This window comes from Mesorhizobium sp. M0243 (assembly GCF_040321775.1).
Lineage (GTDB): Bacteria > Pseudomonadota > Alphaproteobacteria > Rhizobiales > Rhizobiaceae > Mesorhizobium.
In genome coordinates, this window is the sequence record NZ_JAMYSF010000009.1 from 1 (window position 1) to 18,575 (window position 18,575).

Sequence of the window (18,575 nt, forward strand, 5' to 3'; positions counted from 1 at the left end):
CATCTCAAAACACGAACAGGATGGAAACGAATCTCCATCCTGTTCGATAGGTCTTACCAGATCCTCATCCAGCCCAACTTAAGTGAACTGCATTACGCCCAATGGGCGGCGTTTTTCGTTTGTAGCCAATTGATTTCGTTGCATCCGAGCAGAGACTCCAGCCAAAGGATTGACCCTTCGCCATGGTTGCGGCACCCTTGGCCGTGGGTTGGGTGTCACGAACAAGGCGCCTATGGATGTCGAAGAAGTTGAAAGCTGCAATCATTGCAGCCCTTGTCGCTCTGGCTGCTGGTTTCGCCGTCAGCAACGGGCTGATAAGCCAGCAGACGGCCGATGAGATCAAGGCCAGGACTGACCAGGTTCTGACCGAGGAAGAGGCCGCACAGCCTGCGCCTCAGCCTGACAGCCCCGCCCCGCCTTCCACGGAACCCGCACCGCAGGCTCCGGCCCCTCCCGCCGCGGCACCCCCGCAAGGATCACAACCGGGTCAATGAAGAAGCCCCGCCAGAATGGGCTCCTCTCGTGCGATCGTGCCATCACCATACCTGCTGAGTGTATCGTTTTAATACAATCGCCGATTGGTAGACTTGCGCCACGGATAGGCAGTTAGTTTCAGCGTCAGGCAAAAAGGGGGGAAATGCCTCGCACTGGGAGAAAACGATGTCCGTACAAAAAGGCGACTTTCGAACCAACAGAGCCGACTACGTGATTGCCGCGATGCATGGCGGAGTGACCGCCGAAGACAGCGTTCGAGACGAGAACCTGGCAAGGAGAAAGAAGTCCCTGTGGCTGAAGGAGCGGCGATCGGCCAAGTCGGCTGAGAACCCGTTGGACAGCTCGCCGCTGTCTAAAAGAAGCCCTCGCGGTTAGCGATTTACAATCACCCTTCCGCGATCACACCATATCCGCACACAACCCACTCACCCATATTGCAGGTGCCGCCGTCGGTGTTGACTAGCTCCGACGGCGGCCTAGTTCGTGGCGAAATAACCTCCGTTTTTTGAGAAGACGGCGGGACTAAGGTCTTGTGCCCTACACGCAAAGGTCCGAGTGGTCCTGTTAGGTTCCGGAAATGTCTCTTGGACGTTCCGCTATTTTATCCAATTGAAATTTAGCGTTACCGTGTATTCTCGCCCGATAGCGGCGCCTGATCCGGCTGCCCGCATCCGCCCTGGCTGAGTCCCCTCAGCCGATGCGCTCACCGCTCTTCGGATCGAATAGATGCAGCTGGTGTGGTTCGGCCGCCAACCGTACCTCGTCGCCGGGCTTCACGCCGGCACGGCCCATGGCAAAGACGCAAAGCTGCTGGCTGGCCAGCTTGACGTAGAACTGCGTCGAAAGCCCGAGCGGCTCGACCACCCTCACCTCGCCCTTCAACGCGCCGTCATCCGCCAATTTTATATGCTCGGGCCGCAAACCGACGGTGATTGCGTCACCATCCTTGAGCGGCAGGCCTTCCGGCAGCCTCAGCGCCTGGCCATCGGTCAGCACGGCCTCCGGGGTAGCGCCCTCCCGAACCGTCGCCGGCAGGAAATTCATGCCGGGTGAGCCGATGAAACCGGCGACGAACATGTTGGCCGGCCGATCATAGAGATCAAGCGGCGCGCCGACCTGCTGGATCAGCCCGTCATGCATGACGACGATCCGGTCGGCCATGGTCATCGCCTCGATCTGGTCGTGCGTGACATAAACCGATGTCGTCTTCAGCTGCTGGTGCAGCGCCTTGATCTCGGCGCGCATATGGACGCGCAGCTTGGCGTCGAGGTTCGACAGCGGCTCGTCGAACAGGAAGACCTTGGGGTCGCGCACGATGGCACGGCCCATGGCGACGCGCTGGCGCTGGCCGCCGGACAATTGCCGCGGCAGGCGCTGCAGGAACGTGTCGAGCCCGAGCCGCTTGGCGGCGCCGTCCACCCTGGCGTCGATCGTCGTCTTCTGCGCCTTCTTCAGGAGCAGGCTGAAGCCCATGTTCTTCGACACGTCCATATGCGGATAGAGCGCGTAGGACTGGAACACCATGGCGATGTCGCGGTCCTTGGGTGCCACGTCATTGACCAGCCGCTCGCCGATGCGGATCTCGCCGCCGGAAGCCTCCTCCAGCCCGGCGATCATGCGCAAGAGCGTGGACTTGCCGCAGCCTGACGGGCCGACCAGGACGACGAACTCGCCATCGGCGATTTCAAGGTCGACCGCGTGCAGGACGCGGACGGCGCCATAGTCCTTGCGGACCTTTTCGAGCGTAACAGAGGCCATCGATCTATCCTTTGACGGCGCCGGCGGTCAGGCCGGTGACGAGATAGCGTTGCAGGAAGGCGAAGAAGATACAGACCGGGATCAGCGCCAGGATGGACGCCGCCATCATCTGTCCCCAGTCGACGGCGAACTTGCCGATGAAGGTGAGCAAGCCGACGGCAAAGGTCTTTTGGTCGTCGCTGGAAATCAGCATCAGCGCGAACAGAAGCTCGCTCCAGGCGGCGGTGAAGACGAAGCCGAGCGTTGCGCCCATGCCCGGTAGCGTCAACGGCACGATCACCTTGCGCATCGCCTGCGCTCGGGTGCAGCCGTCGATCATCGCGGCCTCCTCCAAATCCTTTGGAATGCCGTCGAAGAAGGACTGCATCAGGAAGGTGGCAAAGGCCGTGTTGAAGGCGGTGTAGATGATGATCAGCCCGGTCAGGCTGTTGATCAGGCCGATCTGACCCATCACGCGGTAGATCGGCGGAATGACCATCACCAGCGGAAAGGTCTGGGTCAAAAGCAACATCAGCGCAAGTGCTGCCTTGCCGCGAAAGGTGAAGCGCGACATGGCATAACCGGCGAGCGTGGCGATGATTGTCACCAATGCCGCCGTCGATACCGAGACGATGACGCTGTTGAGGAAATAGCGCGGGAAATCGGTGGCCTCGAGCACGGTGACGAAATTCTTCAACGTCATCTGCGACGGCCAGAACGTGATGCCTTCGGAATAGAGCAGCCGCTCCGGCGTGACCGAGATCTTCAGCGTCCAGTAGATCGGGAACAGGGCAAAGAGCACGTAGGCCGCGATTGCCGCGTAGAGGCCGATGCCGCCGAAGAAGCGCTGCGAGGTTGAGCGTCCTGCGATCATCAGACGTGCCTCACCAGGGTGCGGCGGATACCGATCAGCGCAATCGCATAAGCAATGAGCAGGACGAGCAGCAGCACCGCCACCGCCGAGGCATAGCCCTTGTCCAGCGATTTGAAGGCGCTGACATAGATGTAGACCGGCACCGTGTTGGTCGAGCCGGCTGGCCCGCCCTCCGTCATGACGAAGATCAGGTCGGCGAAGGTGGCGATCCAGATGGTGCGCAACATCACGGTGATGGCGATGGTCGGCGCCAGAAACGGCAGCGTCACCTTGGTGAAGCGCTGCCAAGGCGAAGCGCCGTCGATGGCCGCTGCCTCATGCAGTTCCGACGGAATGGATTTCAGCGCCGCCAAGAGCGTGATGGCGAAGAACGGAATGCCGAACCAGATGTTGGCGACGATCGGCCCCCACATGGCGGTTGAGGGATCGGAAAGCACATTGGTCGGCTGGGCTTTCAGCCCCAACGCAAACAACCAGTGCGGCAATGGGCCGATGATGGGATTGAACAGCCAGGCCCAGGTCAGGCCCGACAAGAAGGACGGCACCGCCCAGGGCAGGAACACCAGGGCTTGCACGGCCTTGCGGCCGCGAAATGGCTTGTCGAGCAGCAGCGCCAGGCCGAGGCCAAGGAAGAACTGGAAAAACAGACTGGCGACGGTCCACCACAACGTGTTGACCAGCGCCTGCCCCAGCACCTGATCCGACAGCATCGCCTGATACTGCCCAAGCCCGACATATTCGGACTTGAACGCCGAGAATTTGCGGAAGGAGTAGCTGATGCCGATGACCAGCGGCACCAGAAGCACCACGACCAGCAGGATGATCGCCGGGCTGAGATAGAGCCATGGCTCGATTGCGGCGTGGGATAACCGCTTGCGGCGCGGCTGGCCGGCGGATCGTATTTCGGACACGGCATAGGTCATTGGTTTAGGGGTCACTCCTGGAACGTCGGCTGGCGGAGAGCGTCCTTCTCCCCGTGAAACTGGGAGAAGATGCCGTAGACAGATGAGGGGCAGCGCTAACCTGGCAGAAGCTAGTGCTGCCCTCATCCGTCATTTCGTGACACCTGCTCCCCGTGAACGGGGAGAAGGGAAGAAAAGCTACTTCTTGTTCTTCGCCAGCCAATCCTGCTGTTCCTTGGTCAGGAAGGCAGCCCACTGGTCGGCGACGTCCTTGGCCGTCTTCTGGCCAAGCAGCACTTCCTGAAAATTCTTGATCGCCACCTGGTCGACGAAGTTGCCGAGGTTCTCCAGATGCGTTGGCGGGGTCACCATTTCATATTTGGAGCTGTCGCTCAGCTCCGTGAACCAGCCCTTGAACTGCTCGGTCTTGAAATGGGGATCCTGGTCGGCGCCGTTGTGGATCGGGACGACGCCGACTTCCTTGGCCCATTCCAGATTGTCCTTCGGCGAGAGCAGCGTCGCCATCAGCTTCCACGCGTCGTCCTTGTGCTGCGAGTTGGCGAACATCGCCCAGCCGGCATAGCCCAGTGTCGGATAGGATTTGCCGCTCGGCCCGACCGGCAATGGCGCTACCGCGAAATCGTCGGCGCTCATCTTCTCGGCAATGCCGAGCAGCGCGTCCGGATCCTGGTTGAGCATGGCGCAGGTGCCGGAATAGAAGCCGGTGACCGTTTCGTTGAAACCCCAACTCACCGCATCCTTAGGCGCCAGTCCGTCCTTGTACATGTCGGCCAGCATCTGCAGGCCCTTGACCGAGCCTTCTTCGTTGATCGTCGAAGTGCCATCCTCGTTGAAGTAGCCACCCTTGCCGGCGGCGATGTTCATGAACATGTGCATGCCGTTGAAAGCGCCCGGCCCGCCGCGCAGGCAGTAGCCATATTTGCCCGGCAACGCAGAGATTTTCTTGGCGTCGGCGATGAAATCATCGAGCGTCGCCGGCGGGCCATCGAGGCCGGCTTCCTTGAACAGTTTCTTGTTCCAGAACAGCGCGTTCACATAGTAGCCGTAAGGGATCATGAACTGGGTGTTGTTGACGGTCGAGCCGAACTGCTTGGCGCGGTCGCCCAGCGTCTTGGCATCATCCCATTTGGCCATATAGGGGCCGAGATCCTCGAGCTGGGCATTGTTGGCGTAGAGGCCCATCCAGCGTTCCGGCATTTCGACGATGTCAGGCGTATCGCCGGCCTGCACCATGGTCAGGAATTTCTCGAACGCCTGGCCCCAGGGCAGCGAGATAAGCTCGACCTTGATGCCCGGATTGGCGGTTTCGAATTCGGCGATCTGCTTCTTCAGGAATTCGGTGCGCGGCGGGCTGGTGATGACTTCGACCATTTTCAGGGTCGAGTCGGCCACAGCACTTCCGGCGGAAATCGCCAGTCCCGCAACGGTGGCAAGCATGACGGTCAGTTTTTTCATGTTCAAGACTCCCATTTTGAACCCGCTTGTTATTTTCTGGCTTTTTCGAAGGCTTGGGCGACATCCGCCCACAGGTCTTCGACACTCTCCAATCCGATATTGAAGCGGATGGTTCGGGGGCTGACGCCGAAGCGCGCCATCGAATTCAGGCCAGGCGTCTGCTCCAGCGACGCCTTGGCCGGCACGACCAGGCTTTCATGCCCGCCCCAACTGACGCCGATGCGGAAATATTTCATCGCATCGACGAAGACGGGGATGTCGATCTCGTCCGTCACCTCGAAGGAGAACAGACCGGCATAGCCGGCCAGTGTCGCCTTGCCCGGATGGTTCGAATAGACAGGATGGTTGACGCGCTCGACATTGGCATGCGCCTTCAGCCGTTCGGCGATGGTCAGGCCGCTCTTCATGTGGTGCGGCAGGCGCAGCGGCAGCGTGCGCAAGCCGCGCAGCAACAGCCAGGCTTCGAATGGCGACAGCTTGCCGCCGAGATAGGAATAGGTCTGCTCGTTGATGTGCTTGATATGAGCGGCCGAACCCGCGACGACGCCAGCGACGGTGTCGCTGTGGCCGCCAAGGTATTTCGAGGCCGAATGCAGCACCAGGTCGACGCCATGCGCGATCGGCTTCTGGAACACCGGCGTCGCCCAGGAATTGTCGATGGTGGTGACGATGCCCTGTTCCTTGGCCAGCCGTGTCAGATGCGCGATGTCCTGCAGCTCGAACATCATCGAGGTCGGGCTTTCCAGGTAGAGCAGCTTGGCGCCGGGAAGTGCCGCCGCGACCGCATCCGGGTCGGAGCCGTCGACATAGTCGACCTTGATGTTGAGCCGAGGCAACAGCCGCTCGAACAGCCGGTAGGCATCGCCATAGCAATTGCGCACCGCCACGATGCGCTCGCCTGCCCCAACGAACGCAAGCACCGTGGCACTGATCGCCGCCATGCCGCTGGAAAAGCCGCGCGCGGCTTCTGCGCCCTCAAGCGCTGCCACGCGCGCCTCGAACTCCATCACCGTCGGATTGTCGCCGCGCGAATAGATCGGCTGCTTTCGTTTGCCAGCAAAGGTATCGGCCATCTCGGCATAGCTGGCGAAGGTGAACAGCGAGGTCTGGTAGATCGGCGGCACCACCGCACCGCCAGGGAACGGTTCGTCATGCGCCAAGAGTGTCGCCGCCTCGGCGAGATAGTCGTGATCGAAACCGGATGGATGCTCGTTCATGTCTGGCTCGAAAGTTTGAGTTTGGCGGCACCGCGCTTGAGATCGTCCTCGACGGTAGCGATCAGCTTGAGGGCTTCGGCGCGGGCGCCCTGCGGGTCACGGGCTGCGATGCATTCGTAGATGGTGCGGTGATAGGGAAAGCTGGCATGGCCGAAATCGCGAACGCCGAGCGGATGCTCCCAGAAGCGGTGGAACAACTCGTACATGGCGGCGATGATCTGCTCGAACAGCGGATTACCCGAGGCCCGGTAGATCGCCTGGTGGAACTCCCAATCCTCTTCCGCCGACATGCCGTCGCGCGTGCGGAACGCCTGCTCCATGATGTCGAGCTTGCGTGCGATTTCGGCGATATCTGCCTGGCTGGCGCGTTCGGCGCAAAGAGCTGCGGCCTCCGCCTCCAGCGCGCGGCGGATCTCCATCGTCTGCATCAGGCTGGTGAAATCATTGCCGCCCGCCAGCGTCAGCGGCATGTGCAGCATATCGTGTGAAACAGCCGCCTTGAGATAGGTGCCGCTGCCCTGCCGCCTCTCGACGAGGCCGAGCCCTTCCCAGCGTGTCAGCGCCTCGCGCACGGTGTTGCGGCTGACCTTCAGCCGCTCGGCCAGAATGCGTTCGGTTGGAAGCCGCTCGCCCGGCTGCAGGGCTTCGGCGCGAACAAATCCCACCAACGCCTTCAACACCGCGTCGTCGCGCGCCGTGGTCTGAATGGGTGGCAGGCTGTTCTGGTCCACATTTCCTCCAAGTGGTCCAATGGTCCAACCAATTTCTGCACAGAAGGAAGCTCCTGTCAACCAACTGTCAGGAGCACTGTCGGAGGGAGCGACGCAATACTTTCAAGGCGGTCGCGCGATCGCGCTTCGATCGTATCTGCTAATCTGAGGCAGCAGGCGACCCGAACCAGGTGGTCAGCGCGTCCACCAGCCCCTGTTGGGTTCCCGCCCCGGCCCAAGCCACATAACCATCGGGCCGGATCAAGACGGCGCCGGGCGCGGCGACCCTCCCGAGCACCGGGAGGTCCCAGATACCGGCGTAACCGGCGTCGATCTGCCGGACCCGATCAGCCCAGGGCGCGAGGTCCAGCCTGCCGGGCTCACCGAAGTTGAGCAGCACGGGCCGCGCGTCGTGCAGCAAGGTGAAGACCCGCAACGGTCCGTCAGCGGTGGCCAGATCGAGATCGGGCATTCGCCGCCCAAGCAGCGGATGCCCCTCGCCGAAGTCGTAATGGACGCCCAGGCCGGACATCTCGGCGGCGATCCGTTTGCGGGGCTCATCCATGCCGAGCAACTCGGCAAAGATGTCGTTCAATGCCTTGCTGCGGTCATCCGTACGACGAAGAGCGACCTGTGCCATCGTGTTGCGCAACACGCGGGCAGCGACCGGATGGCGTTCGGTGTGATAGCTGTCGAGCAGGCTTTCCGGTGATATCAGCTTGACCACTTGGGCGAGCTTCCATCCCAGGTTAACCGCGTCCTGCACGCCGATGTTGAGGCCCTGTCCGCCCATCGGCGGGTGGACGTGCGCTGCGTCACCGGCCAGCAGGACGCGTCTGTCGCGGTATTTCACGGCTTGTCGCGTCATGTCGGTGAACCGCGAGAGCCAGGTCGGATTGTGGACCCCGTAATCGGTGCCGTAGATGGCGATCAGCGCCTCGCTGAGCTCGCGCAGGGACGGTTCGCCGCGGGCCTCCAGGTTCGGTTCCGTCAGCACGACGCCAACTTTTTTGCCGTCCTCGATCTTACCCAGGGCATGAATTCCGAAGGCGTTGCTGCGGAAGCCCCATTCCGGCTCTTCCGATATCTCGACCTCGGCAATCATCCAGCTCATCGTCGGATCCCATCCGGCGAACTCAATACCGGCTGATTTGCGAACGGTGCTGCGGCCTCCGTCGCAACCAACCAGATATGTCGTCTCAGCCGGTGGCCGTTGGACAGTTTGACATCGACGCCGCTGGCGTCCTGAGCAAACCCCGCAACCTCGTGTCCGCGATAGATCGGCACCTTGAACTCGCCGACCCAGTCGGCCAGGATGCGCTCGATGTGGTTTTGCCGCAGCGCCAGCAGATAATTGTGGCGCGTGGGAAAATCGCTGATGTCTAACCGGATCATGTGGAAGCCCACGGACGGCGATATCTGTCCCTGTGAAAGAAACCGATCCGCAATTCCGCGCTGGTCGAGCACCTCAAGAGTGCGCGCATGCAGGCCGCCAGCGCGCAATCCTGCCAGTTTCTGATCCGGTCGCCTTTCGACAATGGCAACGTCCACGCCTGCCAGCGCCAGTTCGCCTGCCAGCATCAATCCCGTCGGACCACCCCCGGCGATCACAACCGCATGATCTGAAATCATTATCATAACTCCCGTTTTCCGCACCCTGGCTTGGGTCGCGGTTTTACGGGAGGAGCCGGGTCTTGCCGCAAGCCTCTTGTGCGCCATATGTATGAAATGGAAGGGGTATTCTTCCCCTCATCGTTGGCTGCCCTCACAGCGAAACTGTGTAGGAACGGCTAGAACGGGTGTTCCGATTTCACATGCAGAAACGCAGATTCCTCCGTGCTTTGGCACGGAGTTCTGATGTTCTTTTGGAGAGAAGGGGGCCGGTCGGCGTTTGGCAGCGGTACGAGGAGGCCACTATGTGCCAGCGCCGGCCGGCCGACCCCACGGACCCAGGAGATGCGGCGGACCTGAGCATCATGGGGTATTCCCAGGATCGGAGCCGGCTTTCTATCCTCGTGCCGGCTTCGTCTAGGCCTGCACAGTTGCGCAAGAGTTTATGAAAATCAACAGTTTCTTAACCAAGGCTCGCGAATCGCTTGGATTAAGGTAAACGGGTAACCCTGTCAGGTTGACAGGATAATCGGGGCTGGATCGCTACGCCGCCTTGGCGACGACGCGATTTCGGCCGCCGCTTTTGGCTTCGTAGAGCGCGAGATCGGCACGCTTCATCAGCGCCGCGACCGTGTCCACCCCCTTCAGCACCGACGACACGCCGACGCTGACCGTGACTTCGATCGCCTTGCCGTCCTGCCCGATGGCGAAAGCCGCCTGGGCGATTTCGGCGCGAATGCGCTCGGCTACCTTCTCGGCCACCGCGCCCTCGGTGTCCGGCATCACCACGACGAACTCCTCCCCGCCAAAACGGCAGGCAAGGTCGATACCCCTGACATTCTTGCGCAGCCGTCGTGCGAATTCCCGCAGAACCTCGTCGCCCCCGTCATGACCGTGCGCGTCGTTGATCGCCTTGAAGCGGTCGAGGTCGGTGATCATCACCGACAGCGGCCGGCGCCGCGCCACCGCGCGATCGAACAGCGTCTGCAGATGGCTGTCTAGATAGCGGCGGTTGTGCAGCCCCGTCAGGCCGTCGGTCACCGCCATTTCGATGGTCTGGGTGACGCTGGCGCGCAGCTGGTCGTTGTAGCGCTTGCGGCGCACCTGGGTGCGCAGCCGCGCCGTCAACTCCTGCTGGTCGATCGGCCGCATCAGATAATCATTGATGCCGAGTTCGAGGCCGCGGATGATGCGTTCCTCCTCGCCCTCCTCCGCCAGCAGGATGATCGGCACGAAACGGGTGCGATCGAGCGAGCGCAACTGCGAACAGAGCCTCAGCGGATCGAAATCGGCGAACGCGGTCGAGATCATCACGCATTCATAGGACGTCTCGGCGGCCTGGAAGAAACCGGCATGCGGATCGCTGGAGATATCGAGATCGGCGCGGTCGCGCAGCATCTTCTGAATGCGCTCGACGGATGATTTGCGTTCGTCGATCAAAAGCACTTTGGGCGTCGTGTCCTCGGATGCGAAATTGCGGCTGAGCAACTCCTCGATGCCGATGTTGCGCGTCGTCGAGGCGCGCAGCCGCAACTCGTCGGTCAGCGACTTCAGGCGAACCAGGCTCTTGACGCGCGTCATAAGCTGCAGGTCGTTGACCGGCTTGGTCAGGAAGTCGTCGGCGCCGGCCTCGAGCCCGCGGACGCGGTCGGAAACCTGGTCGAGCGCGGTGATCATCACCACCGGAATGTGCGATGTCGCCGGATCGCTCTTCAGCCGCCGACAGACCTCGAACCCGTCCATGTCAGGCATCATCACGTCGAGCAGCACGACATCGACCTTGCCGTTCTCGCAGGTCTCGATCGCATCCGGCCCGTTGGTGGCGGTCAGCACTTCGAAATATTCGGCCAGCAGCCGGACTTCCAGCAGCCGCACATTGGCAGGGATGTCGTCGACGACGAGGATCCGCGCAGTCATTTCACAAGGCTCCGGCTCGGCTGAAAGGGCACATCACGCATCGCCCAGATAGGATTTGATGGTTTCGATGAAACGCGGCACCGAGATCGGCTTCGAAATATAAGCCTCGCAGCCGCCCTGGCGGATACGTTCCTCGTCACCCTTCATGGCGAAGGCGGTCACCGCAATGACCGGGATGACGTGCAGCTCGTCGTCTTCCTTCAGCCATTTGGTCACTTCAAGCCCCGACACTTCAGGCAATTGGATATCCATCAGGATCAGATCCGGCCGGTGCTGGCGCGCCAGATCGAGCGCTTCCAGACCGTTGCGGGTGCGCACGGTCTCGTAACCGCTTGCCTCGATGAGGTCCCGAAAGAGCTTCATATTGAGCTCATTGTCCTCGACGATCATAACCTTCTTCGGCATCGATTTCCCGTCCCGGCTGCCCTTCCGCTTCGAAGGCGACCGTCATGCGCCCATGTCTGAACGCACCAAACCCTGCTTCACTTTACGGCAATATGATTGACGAAACGGAAATCCGCGGCTGGAAAACAGCGCGAATTCCACCTCGTCCCTGCGCGTCCAAAGGGCGCGCCACGCTCTAATGGCTTGCCGCAAGCAACTCTTGCCATTACTGCGGGAGAGACTCATTCCACACACCGAAGGTAGTGATGGCAAACGCAGCGTCAATGCGCGAAGAAGCGGAATCGATTGCCGTGAAGGCCCTGGGCTTCGTCGCCTCCGATCCGGAGCTGCTGCCGCGCTTTCTGGCGATCACCGGCATAGAGGTCCATTCGATCCGCAAAGCCGCCAGCGAGCCGGGTTTTCTGGCCGGTGTCCTGCAATTCATCCTCGCCCACGAGCCGACTCTGATGCGCTTTGCCGAGGAAACCGGCACCCCGCCGGCGGCTGTCGGCAAGGCCTTGCGGTCGCTGCCGCTGGGCGACGACAACCACGAGCATTCCATATGAGCGATGATCCGGAAACCGCGCGCCAGATTGAAGAACTGGCAGCCGACGACCGACCGCTGCTGGTGCTCGACGTCGATGACGTCGTGCTCGAATTCATCCGACCGTTTCCGAATTTCCTCAAGGCGCGCGGCTATGGCTTGACGCTGGCCTCGTTTCGGCTGACCGGCAACATCGCAGAGACCGCCAGCGGCCGCCTGATCGAACAGCCCGAAGTCACGGCACTGCTGGCCGATTTCTTTGACGCGCAAGCCGATTGGCAAAACATTACGGACGGCGCGGCAGAAGCCCTGGCAGGGTTTGGCGACCGCGCGGAAATCGTTTTGCTGACGGCCATGCCGCACAAGCACCGTGCCGTGCGTCGCGTCCATCTCGACGCGCTTGGACTGAGCTATCCGCTTCTGACCACTGAAATGGCCAAAGGACCGGCGGTGGCCAAGCTTCGCGGCAGGGCCGGCCGACCGGTGGTTTTCGTCGACGATCAGCCGCACAATCTGGCGTCGGTACGGGAATCGGTCGCCGACGCCGAACTGTTCCACCTGATGGCCGACAATTCGCTGCGCGCATTCCTGCCGCCGGTGACGGACGATGTGGTCGTCGTCCAGGACTGGCACGAGGCAGCGCCCAAGATTCAAAGCGCGCTGGGGCTCTGAACTCCAGCTTCAGGGGTTCAGTTCGCACCTGCGCCGCCGCTGTCGTCTCCGCTGTCATCGGCGCCGTCACCATCATCCACGCTGTCGTCCACGGCCGGATCGGCGGGCTTCAGCATGACGCCATTGACGGTGACCGAGCCATCGGCCTTGGCATTGACGATCCATTCCAGCCGGCCATCGGGCAGCGTCTTGCCAAAGCCCTTCGCCATGAGAGCGACTGGCACGTATTGGCCAACCTCCGGTTCCGACTTTGCCGCTTGCTGCAGGCCTTCGACAAGCTTGTCGAAGCCGGCGACATTGACGGTCACGCTACCTTCGGGCTTTTCGCCTGGGAATGTCATCTCGCCTTCCAGCGCGATCTCCGTGTCCTTGTTCTTCACGGTGCTGTGGCCAAGCACGACCTTCGGCATCCTGGCCATGAAGTCGACTTTAAGTTGCTCGCCGAATTCGGCCGACAGCGGCGGATTCTTATTGAGATCAAAGGCTTCGATCGCCTTCTTCGCCATGCTGTCGAGATCGATATTGGCGCCGCCAAAGTTCAAATCGACATCGGTGGGCAACAACCCCACGCTCCAGCTCGGCAGAAGCTGGGTCGGCACGGTCAGCCCCGATGCCTTGATGCCGTACGTGATCGTGCCGTTCTGGGCCACGCCATCGGTGCCGAACACGGTGCTGAGCTGGGTGGCGCCGAAATTGCCGACCGGGCTTTCCACCGCGAAATCCTTGAAACCGTAGGTCCCGTCGATACGCTGCCAAAGCGGCAAGGCGGCGAGCAGAAGCGATTTGAGCTGCGCCTGGTTGTCCTTCAGCGTCGCCTCGTCCTCGTTGGCCACCGCAAATGCCAGGAGATCGAGCAATGGCTTGGTCCGCACGCCCTTGCCGCTGGCTTCGACCGACAATTCCGGCGACCTGACGGTGACCGGGAATTTCAGCCCGCTCTCGGGGTCATCGAAATTGATCGCTTCGACAAAACTCGACACCTTCTGCGAGGTTGTGAAATCGACGCCCCCGGTCGCCGACTTGGTCGCGGCAACGGTCGCGATGCCGGCGCCCGTGCTGGCTTCCATGTGCTGCTTGGCATCCTTCGATGCCATCGTCATGCCGGCCATCGAGCTGGTGCCGCTGGTAAAGGCCGCCAGATTTGGATCGTAGACGCCCGAACCCTTGCCGTCCTTGATCGAAAACTGAGTGCTTTGCAGCCCCTCGGGTCCGTTGAACTCGAAGGAGGCGGTTTGGGAGAAATCCATGGAGACATCCCAGGACCCGTCGCTGCGCGGCTTGACCATCAAGGCATAGGGCGCGAAGTCGAACTTCAGCAGTTTCTGGTCCGGAAATGATGCGGCAAGTGCCTTGAAATCGAACACGATCTTGTAGGCGCCACCTTCGAGCGAAACCTTCAAAATGCCTTTGTCGATGGCCTGCTTGCCGACATAGCGGGACAAGTCGTCGGACAATTGCTTCGCACCCTGACTGTCGGCGGTCTGGCTGAAAGCAGGGGCACTCAACGCAAGAAGGAACACGAATGGCAGGGCACGGTTCACGCGAATTCTCCGTTTGACCTAGAAGAAAGACTTTGTCCGTCTGGTATGAAATTACCGCTGCAACCGCAAGGTGAGATCGACAACGGCACCCGGGCAGACCATCTCGATCAAAGCACCAGCCGCATCAGCGGGCGACCGGCCTTGCGTTCCACCAGCCGCTCGAAACCCGCCTTCTCGAAGACCCGTGACGAACCGACGAACAGGCCGATCGAGCGCGAATCGCGAGACAGGTCCATCGGGCACGCCTCGAGCAGCCGGGCCCCATTCTGGCGGGCGAAACCTATGCCGCCTTCGACGAGGCGATGCGTGATGCCCCTGCCGCGCGCCTTGGCGCGGATGAAGAAGCAGGAGATCGCCCAAACGGCCGCATCCCCCGCGTCGGCAGGATCGACCGGTGCCGACCCCCTGCCCTGATTGTTCCATTCGGGCACGTCGGCGCGCGGTCCGATCTGCATCCAGCCAACCGCCTGGCCATCCTCGAATGCCAGCAGTCCGGGCGGCGGGCCGGCTTCGATACGCGCCTTGATGTGGTCCTTGTTGCGTTCCCGGCTGCTCTCGCGGCGCATCGCCGGCGCCAGCCGGAAATGCGTGCACCAGCAGCCGTAGCAGGCGCCTTGCTTGCCGAAGAGGTCCTCGAATTCAGCCCAAAGCTCGGGCGCAAGCGGCGCTATGGTCGTGCTCATGCGTTCTCCCCAGGCCAGCCTTGTCGCTGGCCTTGCACTGTCGTACCATTGCTTCTGTTCTCTTTATGTTCGCAGCGATGGCGGCCCCTGTCAACAATCCCGATCACGGTTTTTGCCGCGACTGCCTGATGTTTCAGCGCAGCCCGACGCGCCGCTGCGAGCGCTGCGGCAGCCCCCGGCTTGTGCGTCATCCCGAGCTTTACCGGCTGCATCTGGCCCATATCGATTGCGACGCCTTCTATGCGGCGATCGAAAAGCGCGACAATCCGGCGCTCAAGGACAAGCCGCTGATCATCGGCGGCGGCAAGCGCGGCGTCGTCTCCACCGCCTGTTACATCGCCCGCATCCAGGGCGTCCGCTCGGCCATGCCGATGTTCAAGGCGCTCGAAGCCTGCCCGGAGGCGGTCGTCATCAGCCCCAACATGGAAAAATACGTGCGCGTCGGCCGCGAAGTGCGCGCCATGATGCAAGCGCTGACACCGCTGGTCGAGCCGCTGTCGATCGACGAGGCGTTTCTCGACCTCGCCGGCACCGAACGACTGCACGGCCTGCCGCCTGCTGTGGTGCTGGCGCGCTTCGCGCAGGCCGTCGAGAAGGAGATCGGCATCACCGTTTCGGCCGGCCTGTCCTATTGCAAGTTCCTTGCCAAGATTGCGTCTGATTTTCGCAAGCCGCGCGGTTTCTCGGTCATCGGCGAGGCCGAGGCAGTCGGCTTCCTGGCGGCGCAGCCGGTGACCATGATCTGGGGTGTCGGAAAGGCATTCAACGCCACGCTGGAGCGTGACGGCATCCGCACTATCGGCCAGTTGCAGCAGATGGATCGCGGCGACCTGATGCGCCGCTACGGCACGATGGGCGACCGGCTCTACCACCTTTCGCGCGGCGAGGACGTCCGCCGCGTCGATCCCGACCAGGATGCCAAGAGCGTATCGGCCGAAACCACCTTCGACACCGACATCGCGTCGCTGGAGGAACTGGTCGCGGTTCTCAGGGGTCTTTCGGAAAAGGTTTCGGCACGGCTGAAAAAGTCAGGCATTGCCGGGCGCACTGTGGTGCTGAAACTGAAGAGCCAGGATTTCAAGCTGCGCACGCGCAATCGCCAGCTCGGCGATCCGACCCGGCTCGCCGACCGCATCTTTCAGACCGGGGTGGAGCTTCTGCGCAAGGAAACCGACGGCACGAAATATCGGCTGCTAGGCATCGGCGTCAGCGACCTTTCGGACGACGACAAGGCCGACCCGCCCGATCTGGTCGACATCCAATCGCGCAAGCGCGCCATGGCCGAAGGCGCCATCGATGCCCTGCGCGACAAGTTCGGCCGCAAGGCGGTGGAAACCGGCTACACATTCGGCAAGGGCCGCGACGCCCATCCGCCGGAGCCGCTTGAGGATTAGGTGCGCTGCAGATCAATCCTGCTCGTCACCACGCTCTTGCCGGTTTTCGGGTCGGTGTCGATGACGGTCAGCCGCATGCCGTTCTCGCCGCGTTTCTCGACCTTCATCTGCGCCCTTCGGTCGCCATTGACCTCCTTGGCCCAGCGAATGCCCAGGTTGATCGCGTTGCCCGAACGGCTGCCGTTGAGCTGTGCCGGTCCCGTGCGAGAGCCGACATAGATGCCGCTGTATTTGGCGCCGCTGGCCTTCAGATCCGCGCTGATGGCACGCGTGACCACGACAAGCCCCCGGCAATTGCCGTCGAGCGACAGGGAGGTCGATGTCGCGTTCGAGCTGAACGTGCAGGACACGTTCACGGTCGGCGCATCGGTGGTGACCTTGACGATACCCTTGCCGGCGAAATTGCCCTTGAACGACTGGAGAAATTGCGTCTCGTCGGCATGTGCCGCGCCTGCCGCAACCAGTAAACCGCCGGCAAGCGCGAATTGCGCGAAGAATCTCATCGAAGCTCTCCCTGTCGATCTTCAAAAAGGCGGGACGGTCCGCCAGCACGGCTGACCATCGGGACTCAACGCCACTTGCCGTTTCAGGTTCCGCCCGCCACATGACTGTTTCACAACATCCAGCAGTCGCGACTGGCCCAGAAGAATGCCTTGCGTAGCGATTGCGGCAGAAGTCCTGGGCTGCGACATAGCGCGAATGGCACCCACACCCTCGATCCCCAAGGCCGCGTTCTGGATGGCGCTGTCGATCGCTTCCTTCCTTGGGATGACGGTCGCCGGCCGAGCCACGACAGCGGAGCTCAACGTCTTCCAGGTGCTGGAGTTGCGCTCTGTGATCGGCTTCTTCATCCTTCTGCCGCTGGTGATGACGAGTGGCGGCTTTCAAGCCATGCGCACGCGGCGCCCCATTGCCCACATCGCCCGCAACGTCATCCACTACACGGGCCAGGCGGCCTGGCTCTACGCCCTCACTTTGATCCCGCTGGCCGTGCTGATCTCGATCGAATTCACCACGCCGATCTGGACAGCTATCCTGGCGGTGATTTTTCTTGGCGAAAGGCTGAACCGAGCCAAGCTGGCAGCGATCGGGCTGGGGCTGATCGGCGTGGTGATCATCGTGCGCCCCGGTGTCGGCTCGGTCGATCCTGGACATCTCGTCGTGCTGGGTGCCGCGGCCTGCTTCGGCATCTCGGTGGTCACGATCAAGTCGCTGACCCGGACGGACAGCGTCGTGCGCATCATCTTCTGGATGCTGGTTATCCAATCGGTGGTCGGTCTCATCCCGGCGCTTTATACGTGGCGCAACCCGCCACTGGAGCTGTGGCCATGGATCATGCTGATCGCCTTCACCGGCATGTCGTCGCATTTCTGCATGGCCCGTGCGCTTGGTCATGCCGACGCGACCATCGTCTCGCCGATGGATTTCCTGCGCGTGCCGCTATCGGCACTGATTGGCTGGCTGCTCTATAGCGAGCAGATCGACGCCTTCACCGCCGGTGGCGCGCTGCTGATCCTGATGGGCAATCTGCTCAATCTTCAGCGCAGGCCAATGAAGCCGGCCGAAGTGGCGGCGTCGTAGTCCCGCCGGCCGTCAGTTCCCTTCGTCGGGTATGTTGAGGAGATGGCCGCAGGCTTTGCAATGCACGGCGTCCGGCTCGTGCCGCCGCAAACCGCACTGCGGACAGGGAAACAACACCTTGGCTGGCCGGAAGATCGCCTGAGCCAGCCTGACGAACAGCGATATGCCGATGATCATGGTGACGATTGCCGTCAGCTTGCCGGCCATGCCCGGCAGCACGATGTCGCCGAAGCCGGTCGTCGTCACCGTGGCGACGGTGAAATAAAGCGCGTCGATATAGTTCTCCAGGCCGGCGCCAGTGCGGAAGAAGAACGTGTAGACGAAGCCGGTGATGACAAACAGGAAGGTCAAGAGGTTGATGACCGCGTGGCTGGCCTCGCGCCACGGCCGCAGGCCGCGCATCTCCAGATGCCGCCAGAGCGAACCGCTGCGCGACAGCGACCACAGCCGCAGGATGCGCAGGAAGGCGAGATTGGCGAACGCCGTCGGCATCAGCAGCGTCAAAAGGATGAAGACATCGACCCATGACGTCGGCTGCTTCATCAGCCGCAGCATGTTTTTGGAGGCAAGCAGCCGGGCGACCAGGTCCGCGGCGACAAGCGCGGCCGCCGAATAGTCGAGCCAGAGGAATGACGGCTTGTCCTGAAGAACCGGCGTCGCGATGAAGAAAGCGATGATGGCGAGGTCGATGACGACGGCCACCAGTTGGAACCGGAAAGCGGCCGGCGTGCGCCCATGATAGAGCCTGCGCAGCCTGTCACGCAGCCGCGCCAAGGTTGAAACCGTCTGCGACCCGTTCCTCTGTGCCGGCTTCATGCTGACTGCGCTGGCGTTCGC

General features: G+C 61.9%; 17 protein-coding genes and 1 pseudogene. 5 read left to right on the forward strand and 13 right to left on the reverse strand.

From position 1 onward, the window contains the following. The first annotated feature begins 660 nt into the window (after positions 1 to 660). Positions 661 to 870 carry a hypothetical protein gene (locus NKJ11_RS14035; RefSeq protein ID WP_013531922.1) on the forward strand — a complete coding sequence of 70 codons (210 nt, stop codon included), beginning with the start codon at positions 661 to 663 and terminating at the stop codon, positions 868 to 870. Positions 871 to 1,185: 315 nt separating this feature from the next. On the opposite strand, the gene NKJ11_RS14040 is transcribed toward NKJ11_RS14035, so the two are convergent. The 9 genes and pseudogenes from NKJ11_RS14040 to NKJ11_RS14080 all read right to left on the reverse strand — a co-directional run bounded on the left by NKJ11_RS14040 (position 1,186) and on the right by NKJ11_RS14080 (position 11,344). Beyond that, a complete protein-coding gene (locus NKJ11_RS14040) occupies positions 1,186 to 2,253 on the reverse strand; it encodes an ABC transporter ATP-binding protein (protein WP_352610722.1) in 1,068 nt (355 codons plus the stop codon). A 4-nt stretch (positions 2,254 to 2,257) separates the two neighbouring features. Next, on the reverse strand, positions 2,258 to 3,106 hold the full coding sequence (locus NKJ11_RS14045) for a carbohydrate ABC transporter permease (RefSeq protein WP_352610720.1): 849 nt from the start codon (positions 3,104 to 3,106) through the stop codon (positions 2,258 to 2,260). Beyond that, positions 3,106 to 4,029 carry a carbohydrate ABC transporter permease gene (locus NKJ11_RS14050; protein WP_023810538.1) on the reverse strand — a complete coding sequence of 308 codons (924 nt, stop codon included), beginning with the start codon at positions 4,027 to 4,029 and terminating at the stop codon, positions 3,106 to 3,108. Before NKJ11_RS14050 ends, NKJ11_RS14045 begins: the two co-directional genes overlap by 1 nt. A gap of 177 nt (positions 4,030 to 4,206) precedes the next feature. Next, complete coding sequence (locus tag NKJ11_RS14055) at positions 4,207 to 5,484, reverse strand: ABC transporter substrate-binding protein (RefSeq protein WP_352610718.1); 1,278 nt, start codon at positions 5,482 to 5,484, stop codon at positions 4,207 to 4,209. Positions 5,485 to 5,513: 29 nt separating this feature from the next. After that, positions 5,514 to 6,701: a PLP-dependent transferase gene (locus NKJ11_RS14060; protein WP_352610716.1), complete on the reverse strand. Its 1,188-nt coding sequence runs from the start codon at positions 6,699 to 6,701 to the stop codon at positions 5,514 to 5,516. Next, positions 6,698 to 7,432, reverse strand: coding sequence for a FadR/GntR family transcriptional regulator (locus NKJ11_RS14065; protein ID WP_352440267.1), 735 nt, complete (start codon positions 7,430 to 7,432; stop codon positions 6,698 to 6,700). Before NKJ11_RS14065 ends, NKJ11_RS14060 begins: the two co-directional genes overlap by 4 nt. Positions 7,433 to 7,571: 139 nt before the next feature. Continuing rightward, positions 7,572 to 9,043, reverse strand: a pseudogene (locus NKJ11_RS14070) (FAD-dependent monooxygenase). Positions 9,044 to 9,565: 522 nt separating this feature from the next. Beyond that, complete coding sequence (locus NKJ11_RS14075; protein ID WP_128303387.1) at positions 9,566 to 10,939, reverse strand: PleD family two-component system response regulator; 1,374 nt, start codon at positions 10,937 to 10,939, stop codon at positions 9,566 to 9,568. 33 nt (positions 10,940 to 10,972) lie between these two features. Then, positions 10,973 to 11,344, reverse strand: a complete 372-nt coding sequence (locus NKJ11_RS14080) for a response regulator (RefSeq protein WP_013531932.1) — start codon at positions 11,342 to 11,344, stop codon at positions 10,973 to 10,975. 245 nt (positions 11,345 to 11,589) lie between these two features. Between NKJ11_RS14080 and NKJ11_RS14085 the strand changes: the two genes are divergently transcribed. Continuing rightward, positions 11,590 to 11,889, forward strand: coding sequence for a DUF3572 domain-containing protein (locus tag NKJ11_RS14085; RefSeq protein WP_024503583.1), 300 nt, complete (start codon positions 11,590 to 11,592; stop codon positions 11,887 to 11,889). Beyond that, on the forward strand, positions 11,886 to 12,539 hold the full coding sequence (locus NKJ11_RS14090; RefSeq protein ID WP_128303385.1) for a hypothetical protein: 654 nt from the start codon (positions 11,886 to 11,888) through the stop codon (positions 12,537 to 12,539). Before NKJ11_RS14085 ends, NKJ11_RS14090 begins: the two co-directional genes overlap by 4 nt. Before the next feature lie 17 nt (positions 12,540 to 12,556). Here NKJ11_RS14090 and NKJ11_RS14095 read toward each other — a convergent pair whose 3' ends face one another. After that, the gene (locus NKJ11_RS14095; protein WP_352630152.1) at positions 12,557 to 14,080 is read right to left on the reverse strand and encodes a hypothetical protein; all 1,524 of its coding nucleotides are present in this window, start codon (positions 14,078 to 14,080) and stop codon (positions 12,557 to 12,559) included. A gap of 107 nt (positions 14,081 to 14,187) precedes the next feature. After that, entirely contained in the window at positions 14,188 to 14,763 is a 576-nt protein-coding gene (locus NKJ11_RS14100; protein WP_023810530.1) for a GNAT family N-acetyltransferase, read from the reverse strand. A gap of 65 nt (positions 14,764 to 14,828) precedes the next feature. Between NKJ11_RS14100 and NKJ11_RS14105 the strand changes: the two genes are divergently transcribed. Further along, positions 14,829 to 16,157, forward strand: a complete 1,329-nt coding sequence (locus NKJ11_RS14105; RefSeq protein ID WP_128303383.1) for a DNA polymerase IV — start codon at positions 14,829 to 14,831, stop codon at positions 16,155 to 16,157. On the opposite strand, the gene NKJ11_RS14110 is transcribed toward NKJ11_RS14105, so the two are convergent. Beyond that, entirely contained in the window at positions 16,154 to 16,660 is a 507-nt protein-coding gene (locus NKJ11_RS14110; RefSeq protein WP_023810528.1) for a hypothetical protein, read from the reverse strand. The two genes, NKJ11_RS14105 and NKJ11_RS14110, sit on opposite strands and share 4 nt — an antisense overlap. A 196-nt stretch (positions 16,661 to 16,856) precedes the next feature. Between NKJ11_RS14110 and NKJ11_RS14115 the strand changes: the two genes are divergently transcribed. Continuing rightward, entirely contained in the window at positions 16,857 to 17,738 is an 882-nt protein-coding gene (locus NKJ11_RS14115) for a DMT family transporter (protein WP_023810527.1), read from the forward strand. 12 nt (positions 17,739 to 17,750) lie between these two features. Here the strand turns inward: NKJ11_RS14115 and NKJ11_RS14120 are convergent, their stop codons facing one another. Beyond that, positions 17,751 to 18,554 carry a potassium channel family protein gene (locus tag NKJ11_RS14120; RefSeq protein WP_352440260.1) on the reverse strand — a complete coding sequence of 268 codons (804 nt, stop codon included), beginning with the start codon at positions 18,552 to 18,554 and terminating at the stop codon, positions 17,751 to 17,753. Between the last annotated feature and the right edge of the window lie 21 nt (positions 18,555 to 18,575).

Excerpts from the sequence above, each read along its gene's own strand:
- NKJ11_RS14035 (WP_013531922.1), top strand. The coding sequence starts at position 661 with ATGTCCGTACAAAAAGGCGACTTTCGAACCAACAGAGCCGACTACGTG.
- NKJ11_RS14040 (WP_352610722.1), bottom strand. The coding sequence starts at position 2,253 with ATGGCCTCTGTTACGCTCGAAAAGGTCCGCAAGGACTATGGCGCCGTC.
- NKJ11_RS14045 (WP_352610720.1), bottom strand. The coding sequence starts at position 3,106 with ATGATCGCAGGACGCTCAACCTCGCAGCGCTTCTTCGGCGGCATCGGC.
- NKJ11_RS14050 (WP_023810538.1), bottom strand. The coding sequence starts at position 4,029 with ATGACCTATGCCGTGTCCGAAATACGATCCGCCGGCCAGCCGCGCCGC.
- NKJ11_RS14055 (WP_352610718.1), bottom strand. The coding sequence starts at position 5,484 with ATGAAAAAACTGACCGTCATGCTTGCCACCGTTGCGGGACTGGCGATT.
- NKJ11_RS14060 (WP_352610716.1), bottom strand. The coding sequence starts at position 6,701 with ATGAACGAGCATCCATCCGGTTTCGATCACGACTATCTCGCCGAGGCG.
- NKJ11_RS14075 (WP_128303387.1), bottom strand. The coding sequence starts at position 10,939 with ATGACTGCGCGGATCCTCGTCGTCGACGACATCCCTGCCAATGTGCGG.
- NKJ11_RS14080 (WP_013531932.1), bottom strand. The coding sequence starts at position 11,344 with ATGCCGAAGAAGGTTATGATCGTCGAGGACAATGAGCTCAATATGAAG.
- NKJ11_RS14085 (WP_024503583.1), top strand. The coding sequence starts at position 11,590 with ATGGCAAACGCAGCGTCAATGCGCGAAGAAGCGGAATCGATTGCCGTG.
- NKJ11_RS14090 (WP_128303385.1), top strand. The coding sequence starts at position 11,886 with ATGAGCGATGATCCGGAAACCGCGCGCCAGATTGAAGAACTGGCAGCC.
- NKJ11_RS14100 (WP_023810530.1), bottom strand. The coding sequence starts at position 14,763 with ATGAGCACGACCATAGCGCCGCTTGCGCCCGAGCTTTGGGCTGAATTC.
- NKJ11_RS14105 (WP_128303383.1), top strand. The coding sequence starts at position 14,829 with ATGTTCGCAGCGATGGCGGCCCCTGTCAACAATCCCGATCACGGTTTT.
- NKJ11_RS14110 (WP_023810528.1), bottom strand. The coding sequence starts at position 16,660 with ATGAGATTCTTCGCGCAATTCGCGCTTGCCGGCGGTTTACTGGTTGCG.
- NKJ11_RS14115 (WP_023810527.1), top strand. The coding sequence starts at position 16,857 with ATGGCACCCACACCCTCGATCCCCAAGGCCGCGTTCTGGATGGCGCTG.
- NKJ11_RS14120 (WP_352440260.1), bottom strand. The coding sequence starts at position 18,554 with ATGAAGCCGGCACAGAGGAACGGGTCGCAGACGGTTTCAACCTTGGCG.